The sequence below is a fragment of the Micromonospora sp. DT81.3 genome (assembly GCF_049847225.1).
GTDB lineage: Bacteria > Actinomycetota > Actinomycetes > Actinomycetales > Microbacteriaceae > Microbacterium.
On the sequence record NZ_JBNCNY010000013.1, the window covers coordinates 4,885 to 21,784 of the forward strand.

Annotated in this window: 15 protein-coding genes; 2 read left to right on the forward strand and 13 right to left on the reverse strand. The window is 65.6% G+C overall.

Annotated elements, in window-relative coordinates:
- The 5 genes from ACPW96_RS20470 to ACPW96_RS20490 all read right to left on the reverse strand — a co-directional run.
- A partial coding sequence (locus ACPW96_RS20470; protein ID WP_425885335.1) for a S8 family serine peptidase occupies nucleotides 1–2,013 on the reverse strand: 2,013 nt, incomplete at its 3' end.
- Nucleotides 2,014–2,868: 855 nt separating this feature from the next.
- Nucleotides 2,869–3,735 carry a hypothetical protein gene (locus tag ACPW96_RS20475; RefSeq protein ID WP_425885337.1) on the reverse strand — a complete coding sequence of 289 codons (867 nt, stop codon included), beginning with the start codon at nucleotides 3,733–3,735 and terminating at the stop codon, nucleotides 2,869–2,871.
- A 99-nt stretch (nucleotides 3,736–3,834) separates the two neighbouring features.
- Nucleotides 3,835–4,023 carry a hypothetical protein gene (locus ACPW96_RS20480; RefSeq protein ID WP_425821639.1) on the reverse strand — a complete coding sequence of 63 codons (189 nt, stop codon included), beginning with the start codon at nucleotides 4,021–4,023 and terminating at the stop codon, nucleotides 3,835–3,837.
- A 369-nt stretch (nucleotides 4,024–4,392) separates the two neighbouring features.
- Nucleotides 4,393–5,076: a DUF2461 domain-containing protein gene (locus ACPW96_RS20485; protein ID WP_425885339.1), complete on the reverse strand. Its 684-nt coding sequence runs from the start codon at nucleotides 5,074–5,076 to the stop codon at nucleotides 4,393–4,395.
- 119 nt (nucleotides 5,077–5,195) lie between these two features.
- Entirely contained in the window at nucleotides 5,196–5,984 is a 789-nt protein-coding gene (locus ACPW96_RS20490) for a hypothetical protein (protein WP_425885341.1), read from the reverse strand.
- A gap of 427 nt (nucleotides 5,985–6,411) precedes the next feature.
- On the opposite strand from ACPW96_RS20490, the gene ACPW96_RS20495 reads away from it, so the two are divergent.
- Nucleotides 6,412–7,596 carry an endonuclease/exonuclease/phosphatase family protein gene (locus ACPW96_RS20495; RefSeq protein WP_425885343.1) on the forward strand — a complete coding sequence of 395 codons (1,185 nt, stop codon included), beginning with the start codon at nucleotides 6,412–6,414 and terminating at the stop codon, nucleotides 7,594–7,596.
- Between the two features lie 69 nt (nucleotides 7,597–7,665).
- Here the strand turns inward: ACPW96_RS20495 and ACPW96_RS20500 are convergent, their stop codons facing one another.
- The 7 genes from ACPW96_RS20500 to glpX form a co-directional block, all read right to left on the reverse strand.
- On the reverse strand, nucleotides 7,666–8,391 hold the full coding sequence (locus ACPW96_RS20500) for a Type 1 glutamine amidotransferase-like domain-containing protein (protein WP_425885345.1): 726 nt from the start codon (nucleotides 8,389–8,391) through the stop codon (nucleotides 7,666–7,668).
- The gene (locus ACPW96_RS20505; protein ID WP_425885347.1) at nucleotides 8,388–8,513 is read right to left on the reverse strand and encodes a hypothetical protein; all 126 of its coding nucleotides are present in this window, start codon (nucleotides 8,511–8,513) and stop codon (nucleotides 8,388–8,390) included. The genes ACPW96_RS20500 and ACPW96_RS20505 overlap by 4 nt, the downstream gene beginning before the upstream one ends.
- A gap of 497 nt (nucleotides 8,514–9,010) precedes the next feature.
- The gene (locus tag ACPW96_RS20510) at nucleotides 9,011–9,571 is read right to left on the reverse strand and encodes an SIS domain-containing protein (RefSeq protein ID WP_425885349.1); all 561 of its coding nucleotides are present in this window, start codon (nucleotides 9,569–9,571) and stop codon (nucleotides 9,011–9,013) included.
- Between the two features lie 29 nt (nucleotides 9,572–9,600).
- A complete protein-coding gene (locus ACPW96_RS20515) occupies nucleotides 9,601–10,617 on the reverse strand; it encodes an ABC transporter permease (protein WP_425885350.1) in 1,017 nt (338 codons plus the stop codon).
- Nucleotides 10,618–10,628: 11 nt separating this feature from the next.
- On the reverse strand, nucleotides 10,629–12,140 hold the full coding sequence (locus tag ACPW96_RS20520) for a sugar ABC transporter ATP-binding protein (RefSeq protein WP_425885352.1): 1,512 nt from the start codon (nucleotides 12,138–12,140) through the stop codon (nucleotides 10,629–10,631).
- Between the two features lie 48 nt (nucleotides 12,141–12,188).
- Nucleotides 12,189–13,262 carry a sugar ABC transporter substrate-binding protein gene (locus ACPW96_RS20525; RefSeq protein WP_425885353.1) on the reverse strand — a complete coding sequence of 358 codons (1,074 nt, stop codon included), beginning with the start codon at nucleotides 13,260–13,262 and terminating at the stop codon, nucleotides 12,189–12,191.
- Between the two features lie 277 nt (nucleotides 13,263–13,539).
- On the reverse strand, nucleotides 13,540–14,532 hold the full coding sequence (glpX, locus tag ACPW96_RS20530) for a class II fructose-bisphosphatase (RefSeq protein ID WP_425885355.1): 993 nt from the start codon (nucleotides 14,530–14,532) through the stop codon (nucleotides 13,540–13,542).
- A 138-nt stretch (nucleotides 14,533–14,670) separates the two neighbouring features.
- On the opposite strand from glpX, the gene ACPW96_RS20535 reads away from it, so the two are divergent.
- Nucleotides 14,671–15,423, forward strand: coding sequence for a GntR family transcriptional regulator (locus ACPW96_RS20535; RefSeq protein ID WP_425885357.1), 753 nt, complete (start codon nucleotides 14,671–14,673; stop codon nucleotides 15,421–15,423).
- A 29-nt stretch (nucleotides 15,424–15,452) separates the two neighbouring features.
- Here ACPW96_RS20535 and ACPW96_RS20540 read toward each other — a convergent pair whose 3' ends face one another.
- On the reverse strand, nucleotides 15,453–16,796 hold the full coding sequence (locus tag ACPW96_RS20540; RefSeq protein WP_425885358.1) for an FGGY-family carbohydrate kinase: 1,344 nt from the start codon (nucleotides 16,794–16,796) through the stop codon (nucleotides 15,453–15,455).
- Nucleotides 16,797–16,900 lie beyond the last annotated feature (104 nt).

A 16,900-nucleotide genomic window follows, 5' to 3' on the forward strand; every position in this document is an offset into this window, starting at 1 on the left:
GTTCGGAGCACCGCCGTTCGTGATGTCCCAGTTCCCGTCGCCGCGCGCGAACGCCACCGGGATCGTCCCCCAGCCCGCCTGCTGACGCACCAGCGCGATGTCGGTCAGACCGTTCCCGTTGAAGTCACCGGTCACCACCCGCACACCCGGAGTGTTCGCCCAGGCACCGATGAAGTTCGGAGCACCGCCGTTCGTGATGTCCCAGTTCCCGTCGCCGCGCGCGAACGCCACCGGGATCGTCCCCCAGCCCGGCAACTGACGCACCAGCGCGATATCGGTCAGACCGTTCCCGTTGAAGTCACCGGTCACCACCTGCACACCCGGAGTGTTCGCCCAGGACCCGATGAACGTCGCGGCAGCACCGTTGGTGATGTCCCAGTTCCCGTCGCCGCGGGCGAATGCCACCGGGATCGTCCCCCAGCCCGGCGTCTGACGCACCAGCGCGATGGCGTTGTCCTGGGCGTGAGCCACCACGGCGGGAGTGGCGAGGATCGCGGCATTGGCGTCGATCCGCCCGTGTCCCATTTCAGCATTCCAGGTGCCGTTGGCGTGGCCGGGTGTCTCGGCATACGGAACAGTCCCGACTCGTGCAGCCGTGGTCTCGATGATGGCGCGCACCTCGGTGTTGGTGAGAGAGGGGTTCCTGGACAGAATCAGGGCCGCCAGACCCGCCACATGAGGCGTGGCGGCTGATGTGCCGTTGAACGTCATGGTGTAGTCGTCGCCGGTGTAGCCATCGGAACCGGAGCGATCCGGAGCCGGGCACAGCACTCCCGGTGCCACGACGGACACCTCTGGCCCCCAATTGGACCCCCACCCTTCCCCGTCGGGGCTCGACGGGGACTTTCGATTGTCCGCTTGATCGCTGGCTCCGATGGCCATGACGAGCGGGTTGGTCGCCGGATACGTCACGCCGTTCTCCGTGTTGTGGTTGTGCGTCGCGACGCACATGACCAATCCGGCGTCGTGGGCCTCGGTGATGGCGGGATCGATCACCGCATGGTCCCAGAGATCCCAGCCGAAGCTCATCGAGATCACGCGTGCGCCCTGACCTGTGGCGTGCCGGATTCCTGCTGCCACCTCTACGTCGGTCCAATTCTGGAAGGCGAGGGGAAGGATCAATGCTCCTCCGCCTACACCGGCCGTACCCGTGGAGTTGTTGAGAGGCGCGCTGGCGATGCCGGCACACGGCGTCCCATGGTTGCCTGTGGGAGCGCCGGTGCCCGACATGCTGCCGAGGTTGATGCCGTTATTGAGGAACGCGCCCACGAGGTCGGGGTGGCCGAGATCCACGCCCTCGTCCAGAACCGCCACTGTGATGGTGGCTGAACCCTGCTGCACATCCCACGCGGTGGTCCCTCCTCCACCGGCGCCGATCTGCACCATGTCCCACTGTTGCGCGAACAAGGGGTCATCAGGCTGGAACGCCACTGGTGTGACGAGGGGCACGAACTCCAGCCGGACTTCCGCGCCGAGCCGTGCGGACAGCTCGTCACGGATGTCGTAGGCCGCAGGATTCTCGGACGAGATCTCGTAGACGTCGAAGGGGCCCAGCAGGGCGCTGCGGGCGTCATTGCGGACGAGGCCGTACTCTTCGAGCACCGGCTTCGCGCTCTGATCCTCAGCGACAGCCGACGGAATGATGAGGCTGTTGGCCAAGGGAGCCAGCATCTCCTCGTGACCGCGGACCTCGGCGCGATAGACAGGGGCGGTCCACTCCACGCCGGAGCTCGCTGCGACCACATCGCGGTCGACACTCCTGCCGTCGCGAGCACTGGCGAAGCGGAGATCCGCGCTTTCGTTCACGACGGCATGAGGCAGGTCCGTGCCGGGAACCGACCGAGCAGAAGAATCTGCGGTCGGACCCGACTGAAGGGGAACAAGCCCCGCTTCGTCGAGGACGTCGCTCGTGGACGCCGCCCGTCCTGGGACGACCTTGACGAGCACCATCTCCGGAACGAGAGCGAGCTGAGCTCCTGAGGGGTGCGCGATGGAGTCGGGGTAGGTTGCCATTAGTGGTGCCTCCGGATTCTGACGGAATTTGCTGACCTAACAGTGAGCCGGGCGTCCGTCCGTGCTCAGTTCAAAAGTGGCCTCGTGCCCCGAAGAGGCAGGCGTTCTTGATCCCTTTTGGGCGACGCCAAACAGCCCTCGAGAATCCGGGACGCACTTGCCTTGTGGATGGCGAGCTAGCGAGGAGGGCTTTCCCCAGGCATCAGGCCGCGCACGCTCCGCGCTGGCGACTGCGCATTGGCAATGACGCCTCGAAGGGGTTCCCACTCGAGCCAGGTCATAGCCGTTCCTCTCGCCGACGAGATGCGAGCTCGGCTGCACTGGAACCTGCATCAGAAACAGTCGAGCGACGTGCTATGAGGTCAGGCACACTCGCTTTCCGTCGATCCCCCAATCGAGCAGGGTCCGGCCTCGTGACGGATCATTCCATGAGCGATACGCCCTGTCAATATTGTGTGCCAAGGTGCCTGCTCGAACCCAGCAGCGCAAACCGCTTCCGCGCGAGGACTGCGACGAGACCGATGAGCGCACGAAGAGGTATTGCGATCATTTCGCTCGAGGAGTAGACCCAGAGCATCGGTAATCAGCTACCCAGGGCGGTTGACCATGCCTGATTTGCGGCGTCGCGACTGCCGGCCGCGGCAGCCCCCCGCGCCGGCCGTCACTACCCACGAAACAGCGGTGTACAAGAGGCATTCACGCGCAACCTGACCCAGGAGGCAATCGAGCCGCTCACTCCGACGGGTACGAACTCGTCCCCGCATTCACTCCGGTCGGTGCACCCCCTCGGGTGCGAGGGTTCATCAATGTGGTTGAGGCCCCATCAGCGTTGGCCGCTCCACGTGTCACGCCTCGTCATTCGCTGAGGAGGAATGTTGTGAACAGATCCAAGAGTCCCTGGTGTGTCAGTGGCTCGAGGAAGAGAAATTGGCCTTGTGGGTTGACCTCGAACCACACCAGTTCGCCGTCCGGGGTGATCTTGAGGTCCATGATGCCCATTGCCAGGCCCAGCGTTTCAAGCAGCAACAGGAGCTGCTTCTGCACATCAGGTCCTAAGGTGTAAGGCGTCACCGGGACGTTGATGTTCGGCCGCCAATCCAGCTCCTCTGTATCTATGGAAGCGGTGCGAATGTTTGTGCCGAAGCAATTCACCCGTAGATGACGTGTTCCCGGAATACGCTCCTGATACATGCTCGGAACGACAGCGAGTTGCTCGTTCGTGACGTCCTCAACATGGAACTCGCGAGTGGCAAGAAATCTGCGACCAGTGTTATGGGGCGCTTTGACGATGACGTTCCGATCGTGAAAGTCGTAGAAACGCTGAACGGCGACTGGATCGCACGAAATCAGAGTGTCCGGGACACGCAAACCGCATTGCGATGCGCATCTGAGCTGGAACAATTTGTCTGATGCGCGTTCGGTAGCGTCAGGCGCGGATATCCATCTGCCGTTGAAATGGTTGACGAGCGTCGAGCGCAGAGTCACCTTCGAGTTGGAGTTGATGTAGTCATCCTGCACGTCACCGTGGCGCTCTTGAAGAACTGTCTGCGCCAGGGACGGACGACGCCACCAAATGGTTGATATCTCGTCTACAACGACTCGCTCATCACCGATGCAGAAGTGCGCGTCTCCAGAAAGAAGGCTCGTAAGTCGCGTGTTCGAGATTTCATCGGAAGGCAGCAAGTACGCACGCTGCCCCCGTTTCTCGACCTCGCGCTGCACTGCTCGCCCGTGAAGGTCGCTTGAGCCCGTAACGATGAGTACTGGCGATGCAGACATCACTGAATAGAGCGCGAGAAACTGCCGAGGGCTCAGGCGCCTCTAGTCTTCGCCGCTATCGCCGTCCTTCGTTGTTGTCCCGGCCGTGCGGAGTTGCACATCGCCGAGTTCGATACCAAACTGCGCCGCGAGGTCCGCTTCGTAAGCGTCAACTTTGGGATTTGACTCGCCGCTCTCTGTGACTGGTTGGAGCGCGAACAGGGCCGGCGCAACAGTTGTTGATGATTGCATGATCGGTCTCCTTCTATTGGCGGGTCACGACAGTCGTGAGACCCGCGGGTGATGCACATGGAGCCGCAGCCACCTCACAGCGCATGACCCCTGGGTACGTAATAGCCTCTGCCAGTCGCCATGTCAATACCGCAACGAGCTTCGGCACAGCGCTCGCCGTCAACGTGGCGACTCATCCGATTGGCGGTCGCGGACCCACTGCGCCTTTCCCTCACCGTCGAGGGCGGGCATTGCCGTGAATCGCCCAGCACCCGTCTAGGGTTCCCTTCGGCGCATCCCGGGCGGCAATCCGCGTGTCACTCCTGATGGCGTGGATGCACGACAGCTGCGTCGCGGAAAGCCTGCCAGGACGCGCGCGAGAAGAGGTTGTCACATCGCGTCGCTGCGTCCCCGCCCGGATGGTTGGGCGGCGTCGAGCAGCTCGGCGGCGAGCGTCTCGGTGAGCCAGGCGCACCACGTCGAGACAGTGCGCCAGTGGTCAGCGATGACGTCGTACGCGTCGGGCGTCCACATCCAATCGGCTGGAGGCTCTCGCCTGCCGACCGCCAGCCGTTTGAGCTGCAGCAGCGGCAGGCGCGGGTGGTCGGCGCGGTAGCCGCGAGGCGCGGTCTTGAGTGCATCGTCGCGGAGGAGCTCAAAGCCGGCGCTGCCGAGCTCCGCGAGCAGCTCGTCCAGGTCCTCGGCGCTGCGCGGATCGTCGACGGCTTCGCGGAAGCGCGCCAGCGCCGCGGACGGCAGCTCATACATCCCGCCACCCAACATCAGACCGTCCTCGCTCAGCTGTAGATAGTGCTTCACGGTGGTCTGCGTGAGCATGCCGATGTGCAGCTTGTAGGGCGTCTTGTCGGCGCTGAAGCGGACGTCGCGATACGGGCGGAAGATCTTGACCGCGCCGAACTCGGGCTCCAGTTCCGCACCGAGCGCCTCGAACGGTTCGCGAACGGCCGAGTTGTAGCGAGCCTTGTTGGCCGTCCACCACGTCTTCGTGTTGGCGGCGCGGAGCTCGGCGTAGAACGAGACGGCGTCGCGATCGAGTCCTTGGAATCCCCCCACGACGTCCATGCTCGCAGGTCGACCATCGAGCCGCACGCTGCGGGATCTCTGACCGCGACAGCCCGAGACGCACAAGCGGATCGGTCTCCCGCACTCACTGGCGGATCTCGGCCCGGCTTCTAGTCGCCGAACCCGGCCTCGGTTTCAAGCGGCGTGGGTTCGAACGCCCCCCTCGATGTCGCAAGCTCGCCTTCCTCGAAATAGAGCTCACGTATCTGGCCGAACTCGAGGGTGAGGAACTGGTGCGCGCCCGTGACGTGCCCACGGGCCGTTGTCCTCTCCCCGGTCCTCAGTCTCGCCTCCGCCGTGTTGGCACGACCCATGAACGCGACCTGGATACCGGCCTCCAGGTCTTCATCGTCCGGGTGCGGACCTGCCAGCTCGACCGACAGGATCTGGTCGAAGTCAGGAGGCTCGCTGATCACGTGGGCGAGGAACATTTCGCGGTTTCGTCCCACCAGCAGATATGTGAGGTCATCCGGCCTGCCACGCTTGTCGAATTTGCGGGCATAGACAATGTCGGTGATGCGGACGTTCACATCAGACAGCTCCGGGATGGGTACGCCACCCCGCTCGAGGTGGCCGCGGAAAAATCTCGCACGAAAGGAGTCCCGCTCTGGCGGATCCGTCGCGTACAGAGTGGCAAGCGCGAACAGCTCAGGCATCACCGTGTAGAGGTGCTCGTCTGGGTGGTCCGCACGCTCCCTCGACCAGGCCTCGGTGAGACTGCTTCCGTCCCTTTCCAAGGTCACCTCGAGCAGGAGTTGCGCGTCGTGCGGCAGCATGAACATCGGGAGGTGGGAGAGGAATACCGTGTCCCGTCCGAACGCGAACATGTTGTGGCGACCGAAATCGGGCGGCGGTTCGGCGCTTGTATCGCTGCTCATCGCTTCAGGAGAACTCATCATCGATCTACTCCTCTTCTCTTTCTCGTGCTGCAATCGCAAGCCGGTGGGTGGTGTCCCCGTTCTACAGACGTTGCCGGCGACGAGGAACCGCGACGCGACTCTCCTGCCGGTTCGGGCGCCGGCATCCGGTCGGACCGCTCCCCGACACGGACCTGCTGAGGATGGCGGACGCAGCCAGGTTGGCTGCACCGACTGCCGCCACTTCCGCCGAGTACACTGCTCAGCCTCCTGCGAGTCTCGGGAGGCTCGATTGGCCCCGTGGTATTCCGACTCGTCCCCTTGATGGTCCACCCGATCACTCCGCGAATCAAGTGGTCGGCGCCGCGCCGTCCCCGGGGAGGTGTATCAGCTTGGCCAGATTGCGTTCTTCTACGAGGAGGGCACTCTTGCCCTACCTGTCGGTGCACGGGGATTCGAGGAGGTAGTCATGGTGCAGCAGAGCATCCGGATTGCGTCGTACAACGTGGAGAATCTGTTCTCCCGGCCACGCGCGATGAATCAGCCCGAGGACGTCGCCGGAAAGGTGTTGCGGGCCCATGCGCGCGTGAACGAGCTCTTCGAGCGAGAGGTATACACACCCGACGTGAAGGCCGAGATCCTGGTGCTGCTGAAAGAGCTGAAGCTGCTCCGTGACGACGGCGACGTGACCCGAAGGTCAACGTTCGCGATCCTCCGACGCATCCGAGGGCGGCTGCTCCGACGGCCCCAGAACGATCCAGACGGGTCTGAGGTCACCGTGGTCGCGAGCGGGCGGGGCGCTTGGACCGGTTGGGTGGAACTGATCACAGACCGCATCGAGGAGAAGGCGATCAGCAATACAGCCCGTGTCATCCGCGAGGTGGGGGCGGACATCGTGGGAATCATCGAGGCTGAAGACCGCATCACCCTCGCGCGGTTCACCGACTCGCTCTTGTTGCATCCGGTCGAGTCAGAACCGCTCTACCCGAACGTCATGCTGATCGACGGGAACGATCCTCGTGGCATCGATGTCGGCATCCTCTCGACCGGCGCCTACCCGCTCGGTGTGATGCGGTCGCACACCACCGACGGCCCGTTCGGTGATCGAGTGTTCAGCCGGGATTGCCCGGAATACTGGTTCACCTTCCCGGCCGGGTCCGCGCTGGCCGGGCAGCGGCTTGTCGTGCTCGTCAACCACTTCAAGAGCAAGTTCGGCGGCAATGATCCCGCGAGCATCGCACGGCGCAAGCGGCAGGCGAAACAGGTGGCCGACATCTACGACGATCTGCGCGCCGCGGGCGTCGACCATGTCGTCGTCCTCGGGGACCTCAACGACACGCCCGATAGCGAAGCACTGCAGCCGCTGCTCGCGGACACCGACCTGACCGATATCGCGTCCGTGCGACCGTTCGACGATGGCGATCCGGACGAGGACCGGCCCGGCACGTTCGGCAACGGCACCAAGTCCAGCAAGATCGACTATCTGCTGCTCTCACCCAGTCTGCTTGCCCGGGCCACCGGCGCCGGCATCTTCCGCAAGGGCGTGTGGGGCGGCGTCAACGGCACTCTCTTCCCCCACTTCGAAACCATCGAAGCCGACCATGAGGCCGCATCCGACCACGCCGCACTCTACGTCGACATCACCCTCGACTAGTACCGGGCACAAGAAGCCCGACATGGAACGGCGCCCGTACCAACGCTAGAGATCCGGCCGCGGACATTCTCAAGTGCCGATCGTCGAGACCAGCACGCCGCCCTCGGTCGGCACCACCCGCCAGACGCTGCCCTTGCCCTCGACCCTGAGCGCCCCATCGCCCACGATCAGGGCCGTGCGCTCGTCGACGCCGAGCCCGCCCGCGACCAGCCCCGACTCCACGGCGGCGACCAGTCGGGACAGCATGCCGCGCTCGGCCACGTGCACCTCGATGGCCACGTCGACGAGGCCAATGCCGGCCTCGATCTCCAGCTCGTCGCCCGCTTCGCCCGGGTCCTCGGGTGAGACGACCACGCCGCCGATGCGCGAGCCGCTTCCGAGCGAGCCCTCCGCCGCGATCATCGCGCCGGCCGAGACGCCGAGGTAGGGCACACCGTCTGCCACCTGCCGGCGCAACTCGCCGAACACCGGCTCCAGCCCGGCGCGCACGTCCTCGACGACGCCGCCCCCCACCGCGATGCCGTCCACATCGGCGATCGCGCCGAGCCCGATCGGCTCGCCGGGCCGCCCCGCGGTCAGGTGTACCTCGATTCCGGGTCCCGATCCGGCCTCGGCCAGAAGCTCGCCAAGCGCCGCCGCCTTCTCCTCGGCCTCGGGGTGCAGTGAGATCACGGCGACGCGCGGCCGCGTGCGGCCCGCGTGGCGCGCTCGCAGCGCCGCTTCGGCGACGAACGGCGCGTAGAGGGGGGCATCCGCACCCGTGGTCGCCCCGCCGCCGATGAGGTGCACGCTCACGCGGCATCATCCCCAGCTGCGACGGCGGGCGATGGTGCCGCATCGCCGAACTGATCCCAAACGAGGATCTCGCGGCGGATTCCGTCGATGCCGGTGTCCGCGTTGTTCGCATCGAAGGCCATCCGACGAGCCTACGCGCGTTGGAATCCAGGCGGTGCCCGCGCCTTCCCAGGGTCGGTGCCTACGTGTAGAAGCCGCCGCAGTTCTGGCCGAGCTGGTCGGCCCACGGCACACGTGTGACGTCGGGGCCTTGATCGAGGCGCGTGGCCCTCATGCCTGGCGCGGGGAGGAACTCTTCGCAGGGTGAAATTGACGCTTCAGTAACCGACTAACACCGTCAAACCGCGGAAATCACACACTCCAAACACTCCAGACTTCGCCAGGATCGGCATTCTCAGGGCGCTCGGGGTCACCTCGGGGTCACCTGGGGGTCGGGCGATGTTATGAGTTGAATGCGACGGCGCGTCGGCGACGAGGAGCGCCTCTTGGCGGTGCCGCAGGCAGCACCCAGCGCTGGACGGTCTCTGGCTGATCGCGATCGCGCAGTTTGCGAAGAGTTCCGCCGATCGAGTTGTCAGTTGGGCCGTTCAACGAGACGAGCCTGGTCCCCGGGCGCGCCCTACTCGAAGTTGCGATGCCTCGCCACGAGGTCCTCGAACCGGGCGCCGGTCCGGCGGACGAGCATGAGGTAGAGAACATCCCAGAAGATCCAGAGGGATTGTTCGAAGAGACTCCCCATCGCCTGGATCGTGTCAACCACGTCGCCCTCGGCGCCGTAAGTCCTCGCAGGAATGGTCAGGACGATATCCGCGATCTGCGCCGTCTCGCCATCCGGCACCGCCGTGGCGACAAGCAGCGTCGCACCGGTCTCCTTCACCTTCTGCGCGATGTAGTGCAGGTGCGGGATGTTCGCTGGACCGGTGGGCATGATGAAGAGGTCATCCGATGTGACGGCGGGAGTGGTGTCGTCCCAACCCCAGTGCACCGTCTTTCCGAAGTGGGTGAGGCGCATCGCGAAGGCCTTCGACCCGAGGCCCTCGCGGCCGATGCCCAGTACGAAGATGCGCTGATGGCTCTCGAGCGCGTCGAGCGCGGCCTCGATGTGGTCGAGGGGAACTCGGCGGAACACCTCGTCCAATTCGGCGACGACGGTTGAGCTGATGTCTCTGAACTCGGACATGCGTTGTCCTTTCGATGTCGTGGCGGTTGTCAACGTCGGGTGCGTGCGCCCCAGCGCCCGACCAGCAGGGCGAGCAGGATGACGGCGCCGTAGACCGCGTTGATCCAGAATGTCGGAACTCCCGCGAGCGTCAGCACATTCGTGAGAGTGCCGAGCAGCAGCACTCCGAGGAGGGCACCGATGATGCGCCCCTGCCCGCCCGTGAGCTGCACACCGCCGATCACTGCTGCGGCGAGCGCGCTGAAGATCAGGTTCTCGCCCATGCCACTCGTGACCGAGGCAAGGCGACCGGCGAGCATGAGCCCCGCGAAGGCGGCGAGCGTGCTGGCGACGACGAACGCGCTCATCACGATGAAGTCGACACGGATGCCGGCGGCACGGGCGGCTTCGGCATTGCCGCCGATCGCGTAGAGCGCCCGCCCCCACGAGGTGTAGCGGAGTACGAGACCCGCGATCAGGAAGAGGATGGCGGTCACCCAGATCGCAGCCGGAATTCCCAGCCAGCGCGCCGAGCCGATGTAGCGGAACGAGTCGGGGAGACCCGCCAGGGTCTTCCCTTCGCTGATGCCGAGTGTGATCCCTCGAAGGAGAATCAGCATGGCGAGCGTCACGATGAATGGATCGAGCCCGAGCTTCACCACGAGGAACCCGTTGAAGAGACCAACGGCGAAACCGATGGAGAGGGCGACGAGGATCGCGAAGAACGGGTTGATCTCGGTGCCGAGCCCGCCGACCGCGAAAGGCACCAGCAGCCAGGCCGCGACCATCGGCGCGAGGCCCACCGTGGACTCGAGCGAGATGTCGAGCTTGCCGGTGAGCAGGATGAAGGTCAGGCCGATCACCACGATTCCGAGCTCGGCGGACTGCCGCAGGATTAGGGTGAGGTTCGCCGCCGTGAGGAATGCGGGGCTGACGATCGCGCCGATGACGATGACGATCAGCAGCCCGGGCAGCACACTCAGCTCGCGGACGTTCTGTATCAGTCCCCGGCCGAAGCCGCCTTTTTTCGCAGTCGTAGAGATAGCGGTCGTTCGGTCAATGGTCATGTTCACGATGGTCACTCCATGCCTTCGATGGCTCTGACGATGTCTTCTTCGGTGGGATCGGTGAGCTCTGCGCCGATCTGCCCCTCGCGCATGATGAGCACCCGCTTGCTGACGAGCAGCTCCTCGATGTCGTCTGAGATCAGCACGACGGCGACCCCGTCATCGAGTGCGCGGAGGATGAGTGCGTAGATCGCGTCTTTCGCGGCGATATCGACGCCGGCGGTGGGCGAGATGAGCACGAGCACGCGGGGATGGCGGGCGAGGGCTCGAGCGAGCACCACCTTCTGCTGATTGCCGCCGCTGAGGCCGGACACCGCGAGTCTGGGATCCGGCGGCACCAGGGCCACGTCCTTGATGAGACTCTCGGCCATGCTCGTCTGGCGACGGAGGGACAGGAGGCCGGCGGGGGCGAGCTGGTCCATCACCCCCATCGTCATGTTCTCGGCGACGCTGAGCTGCGGCACGTATCCGTCGCGGTGGCGGTCGGCGGGCACGAAGCCCACGCCGGCGCGCTGGCTCGCCTTGACGTTCCCGGCTTTCACCGCAGCACCGGTCACGCGCACCTGGCCCGAGTCGAGGCGGCGCAGGCCCGCGATCGCTTCTCCCACCGAATACTTGCCCGAGCCGCCCACACCGCCGATGGCGAGCAGCTCTCCTGGTGCGATCTTGAACGAGACGTCGGTGAACGCGCCGGCCTTGTCGGTGATGGACGCCACCTCGAGGGCGACCTCACTGGTCGGTTCGGCGGTCTCTTCGACCCGATGCCGACGCTGCTCCTGGCCGGCGAGCAGCGACTCGACGAGGTCATCCGACCGGATCTCGTCACCCAGTCGCGACCACAGCACCTGACCGTCGCGCAACACGGTAGCCGAGTCGCAGATCTCGTTCACCTCGCGCAGGAAGTGGGAGACGAACACGAACGTGACGCCGGCATCCTGCAGTTCTCGCACCTTGTCGAAGAGTCGGCGGATCGCCGCGCCTTCGAGCTGTACCGTCGGCTCGTCGAGCAGCACGATTCTCGTGCCGGCGCTGAGGGCCTTGGCGATCGTGAGCATCTGCCGCTCTTCGATGGGTGCGTCGGAAAGCAGGCTCCGCGGATCGAGTTGGATGTTCCACTCACCGAGGATGCGGTCGGCTTCATCCCGCATCTGCCGCCACGAGACACGGCCGCCGTTCTGCGGCAGCCTGCCTGCAAAGAGGTTCTCGGCGATGGTGAGGTTGCCGAACACCGATGGCCGCTGGTAGACGCACGCGACCCGGTGCTGCCATGCCTTCGGGTCGGAAGCTGGTGGAGCGTCCTCTCCGAAGAACTGCACTGCCCCGACATCCGGATGTTCGAGACCCGTGATGATGCGCAGCAGAGTCGACTTGCCGGCGCCGTTTCGTCCGATCAGCCCGTGCACCTGCCCGGGCAGGATCGAGACGGAGACATCCTGTAGAGCTCGCGTCGCCCCGTAGGTCTTGCTGACGCCCTGAACTTTGATGGCGGGTACAAGTTTCGTGAGGGTGGTGCTCATCGACATCTCCGTCTCGATCTGTTGCGACTGGCCGTGTGCTGTCTGCGCGAGCTGTTACTTGGTGGCGCCGAAGGCCTCGAGGGCGAATTCCTTGTTGCCCCAGAGCTCGGGATCCTCGACGTTGTCGATCGTGACCACGGGGGTGGGCAGCAGGTCGACGAGGTTGCCGTTGCGCTCTTCCACGACGCTGTCGTGGTCGGTGTCGCCGGCCTTGAAAGTCTCGCCTGCGATCGCGCGGGTGAGGTAGTCGACGCCGTAGTCGATGTAGTCGGTCATCGGCTGAGCGATGGCGGCATCGAGCCACCCGTCGCGGATGGCGGTCATCGCCATCGGACTGGCATCCACGGACACCTGCACGATGTGACCGTCGTCACCGACCGGGGTGAGCTTGCCCAGCGAGTCGAGGGTGTCGAGGATCGTGGGGAAGAACGTGGCGTCGCTCTGGTTGTAGATGCCGGCGACGTTGTCGTACTGGTTCATCGCGGTCTCGATACCGGCGGCGGCCTTCGCCGGGTCCCACTCGGTGGCGACGTTCACGAGTTCGACGTCGGGGTAGTTCTCGGCCATGCAGTCGTTGAAGCCGTTGGTGCGGTCGCGTCCGTTCGAGGTGACAGGGTCTCCGTCGAGGGTGATCACGGCGCTGCCGGCTTCGACGCGGGAGCCCATCTCCTCGCACGCCAGCTCGCCCATGTGGACGTTGTCGGCTCGGACGATCATGGCGATCTTTCCGGAGGCGGGTGCCTCGTCGATTGCGACGATCGGGACGCTGGACTCGTTCGCGAACTCGATGGCAGGCACGATCGCGTCGGCGTCGCCGACAGAGATCACGAGGCCTTTCGCGCCCTTGTTGATAAGGGTCTGGATGTCGGTGATCTGCTGCGCCGCATCGCGGTCCGCGTTGGTCGCAGGGATCGTGGCGTAGCCGAGTTCCGCGAACTTCTCCATCGAGCCGACGTTCTCCGCGTTCTGGAACGGGTCGGTGTGCGGCTGGGAGTAGCTCAGTGAGATGTCGGCGGGAGCGGCTGATTCGCCGTCAGCGGGAGTGTCACCGGCGCCTGCCGCGCAACCTGCGAGGAGCATCGCGCCCGCCCCGAGGAGCACTGCTCCCTTGATAGCTGTGTGTCGCATTTCAACTTCCCCTCTGAAGTGGCAGGACATGCCATCTGCATCGATGATCGTACGGCTAGTACGTCTTGTACGTACAGACAGTACCGTATTGGGCGCCAAAGTAAAGACGGAGCGCAAGATTCTCATCCGCGACGGCCTCGGGGTCTAGGCGGCTTCCGCGCGCGAGTGCGAAACGTCAGCACTCTCGGAGTGCTTCATGGTCCCATCCGGGGCGTTCGATGAGAACCCTTGACCGATCGGCCGGCTCGCGGCGGCCGCCTGCCGGAGAACGCAGCGACTAGAGCGAGTCGTCCAACCAGCGCTCCGCGAGGTGGTCGGCGATCACGCGCCGGATCGTGCCGGAATGAGAACGCAGCACGATGCTCTCGGTCCTGATGATGTGCCCGCGGCGACGAACGCCGCTGACCAGGTTTCCATCGGTGACGCCGGTGGCCACGAAGAAGGTGTTGTCGCTCGTCACGAGCTCATCCGCTTCATATACGTGATCGAACTTGAGCCCGGCGTCGAGGCCGCGCTGGCGCTCCTCGTCCGACTGCGGTGCGAGCCTGGTTTGGATGACGCCACCCAGAGCCTTGATCGCGCATGCGGTGGCGACTCCCTCCGGGCTGCCGCCGGTGCCGACGCAGAGGTCGAAGAGACCTTCCATGCTGGCGGCATCGATGCCGCCGGCGACATCGCCGTCCAGCAGCAGGCGCGTGCCCGCGCCTGCGGCCCGGATGTCCCGAACGAGATCCGCATGCCTCGGCCGATCGAGCACCGCCACCTGCAGTTCCGAGACCCTTTTGCCACGCGTTGCCGCGATCGCCCGCAGATTCTCACCGATCGGCAGCCGGATGTCGACGACGCCCACCAGGTCCGCACCCGCTACAAGCTTCTCCATGTAGAAGACCGTCGACGCGTCGAGCATCGACCCCCGGTCGGCGGCCGCGATCATCGAGATGGCGTTGCGCCTGCCGGCGGCGGTGAGAGATGTGCCGTCGATGGGATCGACGGCGATATCGCACGCAGGACCGCGACTGTTGCCCACCACCTCGCCGTTGAAAAGCATGGGCGCCTCATCCTTCTCGCCCTCGCCGATCACGACGGTGCCGGAGAAGTTGACGGTGCCGAGAAACTTGCGCATCGCGTCCACGGCGGCCCCGTCCGCGCCGTTTTTGTCGCCATGCCCGATGAAGGGTGTGGCTCGGATCGCAGCAGCCTCGGTCGCACGCACCAGCTCGAGCGCGAGGTTGCGGTCGGGATTCTCGAGGAGGGGCGCGTGCTCAGTCATGGGAATTGTCCTTTGTCGCCAGTGACGCTCGTGGCCAAGGTATCGCGAATGTGAAGGATTGTCGATACTGTACGTACAGTCGGCCTTGTCGCAACCGGGCGTGCAAGTTGTACGATGGCCGCCAGAGGGAGTGTGGCAGTGTCGCAGACAATCGAACGGGTATCGCCCGTCCCCTACTACGAGCAGTTGTTCACGATCCTCCGAGACCAGATCGTCGGGGGTGACATTCCCCCTGACGAACGCCTGCCGAGCGAACTCGAGCTGTGCCGTGAATTCGGACTGTCCCGAGCCACGGTCCGCCAGACGCTGTCGAAGCTCGAAAGCGAAGGGTACGCCCGCCGCGTCGCCCGGCGTGGAGTGTTCGCGTCAGCCCCGGAGCTGTCGACCGGCTGGATCGTGCAGGACACGGCGGGCTTTCTCGATTCGCAGCTGAGTCACGGGCGTACGGGGATCGAGACGACCGTGATCGATGCACAGTTCATCGCGCCACCTCAGCACGTCTCCGAGGCGCTGCGTGTCGGACCCGACGAGGAGGTCTTCGCCCTGCGAAGGCTGCGGTCGCTCGACGGCAAGATCGCCGTGTTCAGTACGAACTGGTTCTCCAGCGAGGCAGGCAAGACGGTGGCCGGCGCCAACGATGTGCTCGACGGCACCGGCTCGCTGAACAGCACGCTCCTCCGCGCCGGGTTCGTCACGGCCGGCGCCCGCCGGGTCATCCGCGCGATGCATCCGCCGGAAGGTGTCGCCACACACCTGCAGATCGGTCGCGACGATGCCGTGCTGCGGGTTCGCTCGCTCTCATGGGATCAGCACGAAGCACCGTTCGACTACTACGAGACGTGGGTGCTCACGGATGTCGTCCCGCTCGAAGTGAACGTGACCGCGAGCTGATCGCGGCACCGGCGTCGCATCCTCCTACCTCACCGCATCACTCCGACAGCCGATCCGCTCAGCGCTTGCGCGGGATCCGGCTCCCACCCGCGGGCCTGTGCGGCGAGCAGGGCAGCGCCGACGGCGGTGACCTCGGGTTCCAGGATCGGCGCCGGAGCGTAACCGTTGACGGCCGACTTGATCGCGAGCCAGCCCGGCGAGCGCACCCATCCCCCGGCCAGCCAGACTCCGCTGCGTCCACCCGCGCGCTCGCTCACTGCGTCGACGGCCTGACGGCCCGCGACCGCGAGGGCTCCGAGCACGGCCGACGCGAGCGCGCGCGGGTCGACCGGAGCGTCCGAGGCATACCGGGGTATGCCTCCCCCACGCCGGCCAGGGACGAAGTAGCCGGAGTTCAGCACGGGCTCCGGTGCGATGGTCCCGTCGAGGAGACCGGCGATGTGCCGCGCGACAGCTGGATCCTGCGCGGCCCATGTGACATTGCGCGCCAGCTCCTCGACGCGCAGCAGCGTAAGGCCGCTGGATCGGATGCCCGGCGACACATCCACGTAGGCAGGTCGTCCGGTCGATGGTCGGGCCGACTGCGCCACGACGACCTCGGCGGTGCCCATCGAGTCGAGCACGGCACCGTGCTCGATCTGTTCCACTCCCCACCCGCCGATCGGATGGTCATGACCGCCTGCGACGGCGATGGCATCCGTGGCAATGACGCCCGCCGACCGCAGGCTCGGCGAGTCGACGTGTCCGACGGTCTCGCCCGCCGACACGACGGGCGGAAGCAGCTCAACCGACCCGAGCGTCAGTTCGACCCGCTCTTGCACCCACTGCCGGTCACTCGAGCGCCACGCCGCCGTTCGCGACGCGAGGGTGTCGCTGATGAACGTCCGGCCGGTCCAATAGACGCCCGCGAGATCGGTGAGGGCCACCCAGCTGTGCGCAGCCCCGGCAGTTGCCTGCCGCCGTGACCACTCCCAACCGACGAGCGTGCGGACGGGGTCGCTGTCGACGTCGAATGTATCGTCGTCGTGCAACCGGGGTCGAAGAGCCCGGAAGATCTGCTGCCGGCGCGGGTCGAACCAGGCGAGCGCCTTGGTGAGAGGCCGGAGTCGGTCGTCAACGAGGACGCCATCCTCACCGACACCCGCCGCGCTGACGGCGTGCACTTCGAATCGATCGCCGCACACTTCGCGCACCATCTCTTCAATAGTCCCGAGCAGCGCCATCGCGTCGATGGAGAGGCCATCCGCGTCGCGGGGAGTCGGGCACGACGCCCGGGCGACGACCGTCCCCTCCGCCGTGAGCGCGACGACTTTGACGTTGGTGCTGCCGATGTCGACACCGCACGCGACGGGGGTGCGTTGGCTGTTGCGCACGACGGCCACCCCTCCGGTGCTCGATCACACACCACATAGCCGGAACGGGGTCCGGGCGCCGGCGTTCGAACGCTTCCAACCTACTCGCAGCGGCGAGGGAAGCG

Bases quoted from the DNA above. Each gene is read 5' to 3' on its own strand.
- ACPW96_RS20480 (WP_425821639.1), bottom strand. From the start codon at position 4,023: ATGCAATCATCAACAACTGTTGCGCCGGCCCTGTTCGCGCTCCAACCA.
- ACPW96_RS20490 (WP_425885341.1), bottom strand. From the start codon at position 5,984: ATGATGAGTTCTCCTGAAGCGATGAGCAGCGATACAAGCGCCGAACCG.
- ACPW96_RS20495 (WP_425885343.1), top strand. From the start codon at position 6,412: ATGGTGCAGCAGAGCATCCGGATTGCGTCGTACAACGTGGAGAATCTG.
- ACPW96_RS20505 (WP_425885347.1), bottom strand. From the start codon at position 8,513: ATGGCCTTCGATGCGAACAACGCGGACACCGGCATCGACGGAATCCGC.
- ACPW96_RS20510 (WP_425885349.1), bottom strand. From the start codon at position 9,571: ATGTCCGAGTTCAGAGACATCAGCTCAACCGTCGTCGCCGAATTGGAC.
- ACPW96_RS20515 (WP_425885350.1), bottom strand. From the start codon at position 10,617: ATGACCATTGACCGAACGACCGCTATCTCTACGACTGCGAAAAAAGGC.
- ACPW96_RS20520 (WP_425885352.1), bottom strand. From the start codon at position 12,140: ATGTCGATGAGCACCACCCTCACGAAACTTGTACCCGCCATCAAAGTT.
- ACPW96_RS20525 (WP_425885353.1), bottom strand. From the start codon at position 13,262: ATGCGACACACAGCTATCAAGGGAGCAGTGCTCCTCGGGGCGGGCGCG.
- glpX (WP_425885355.1), bottom strand. From the start codon at position 14,532: ATGACTGAGCACGCGCCCCTCCTCGAGAATCCCGACCGCAACCTCGCG.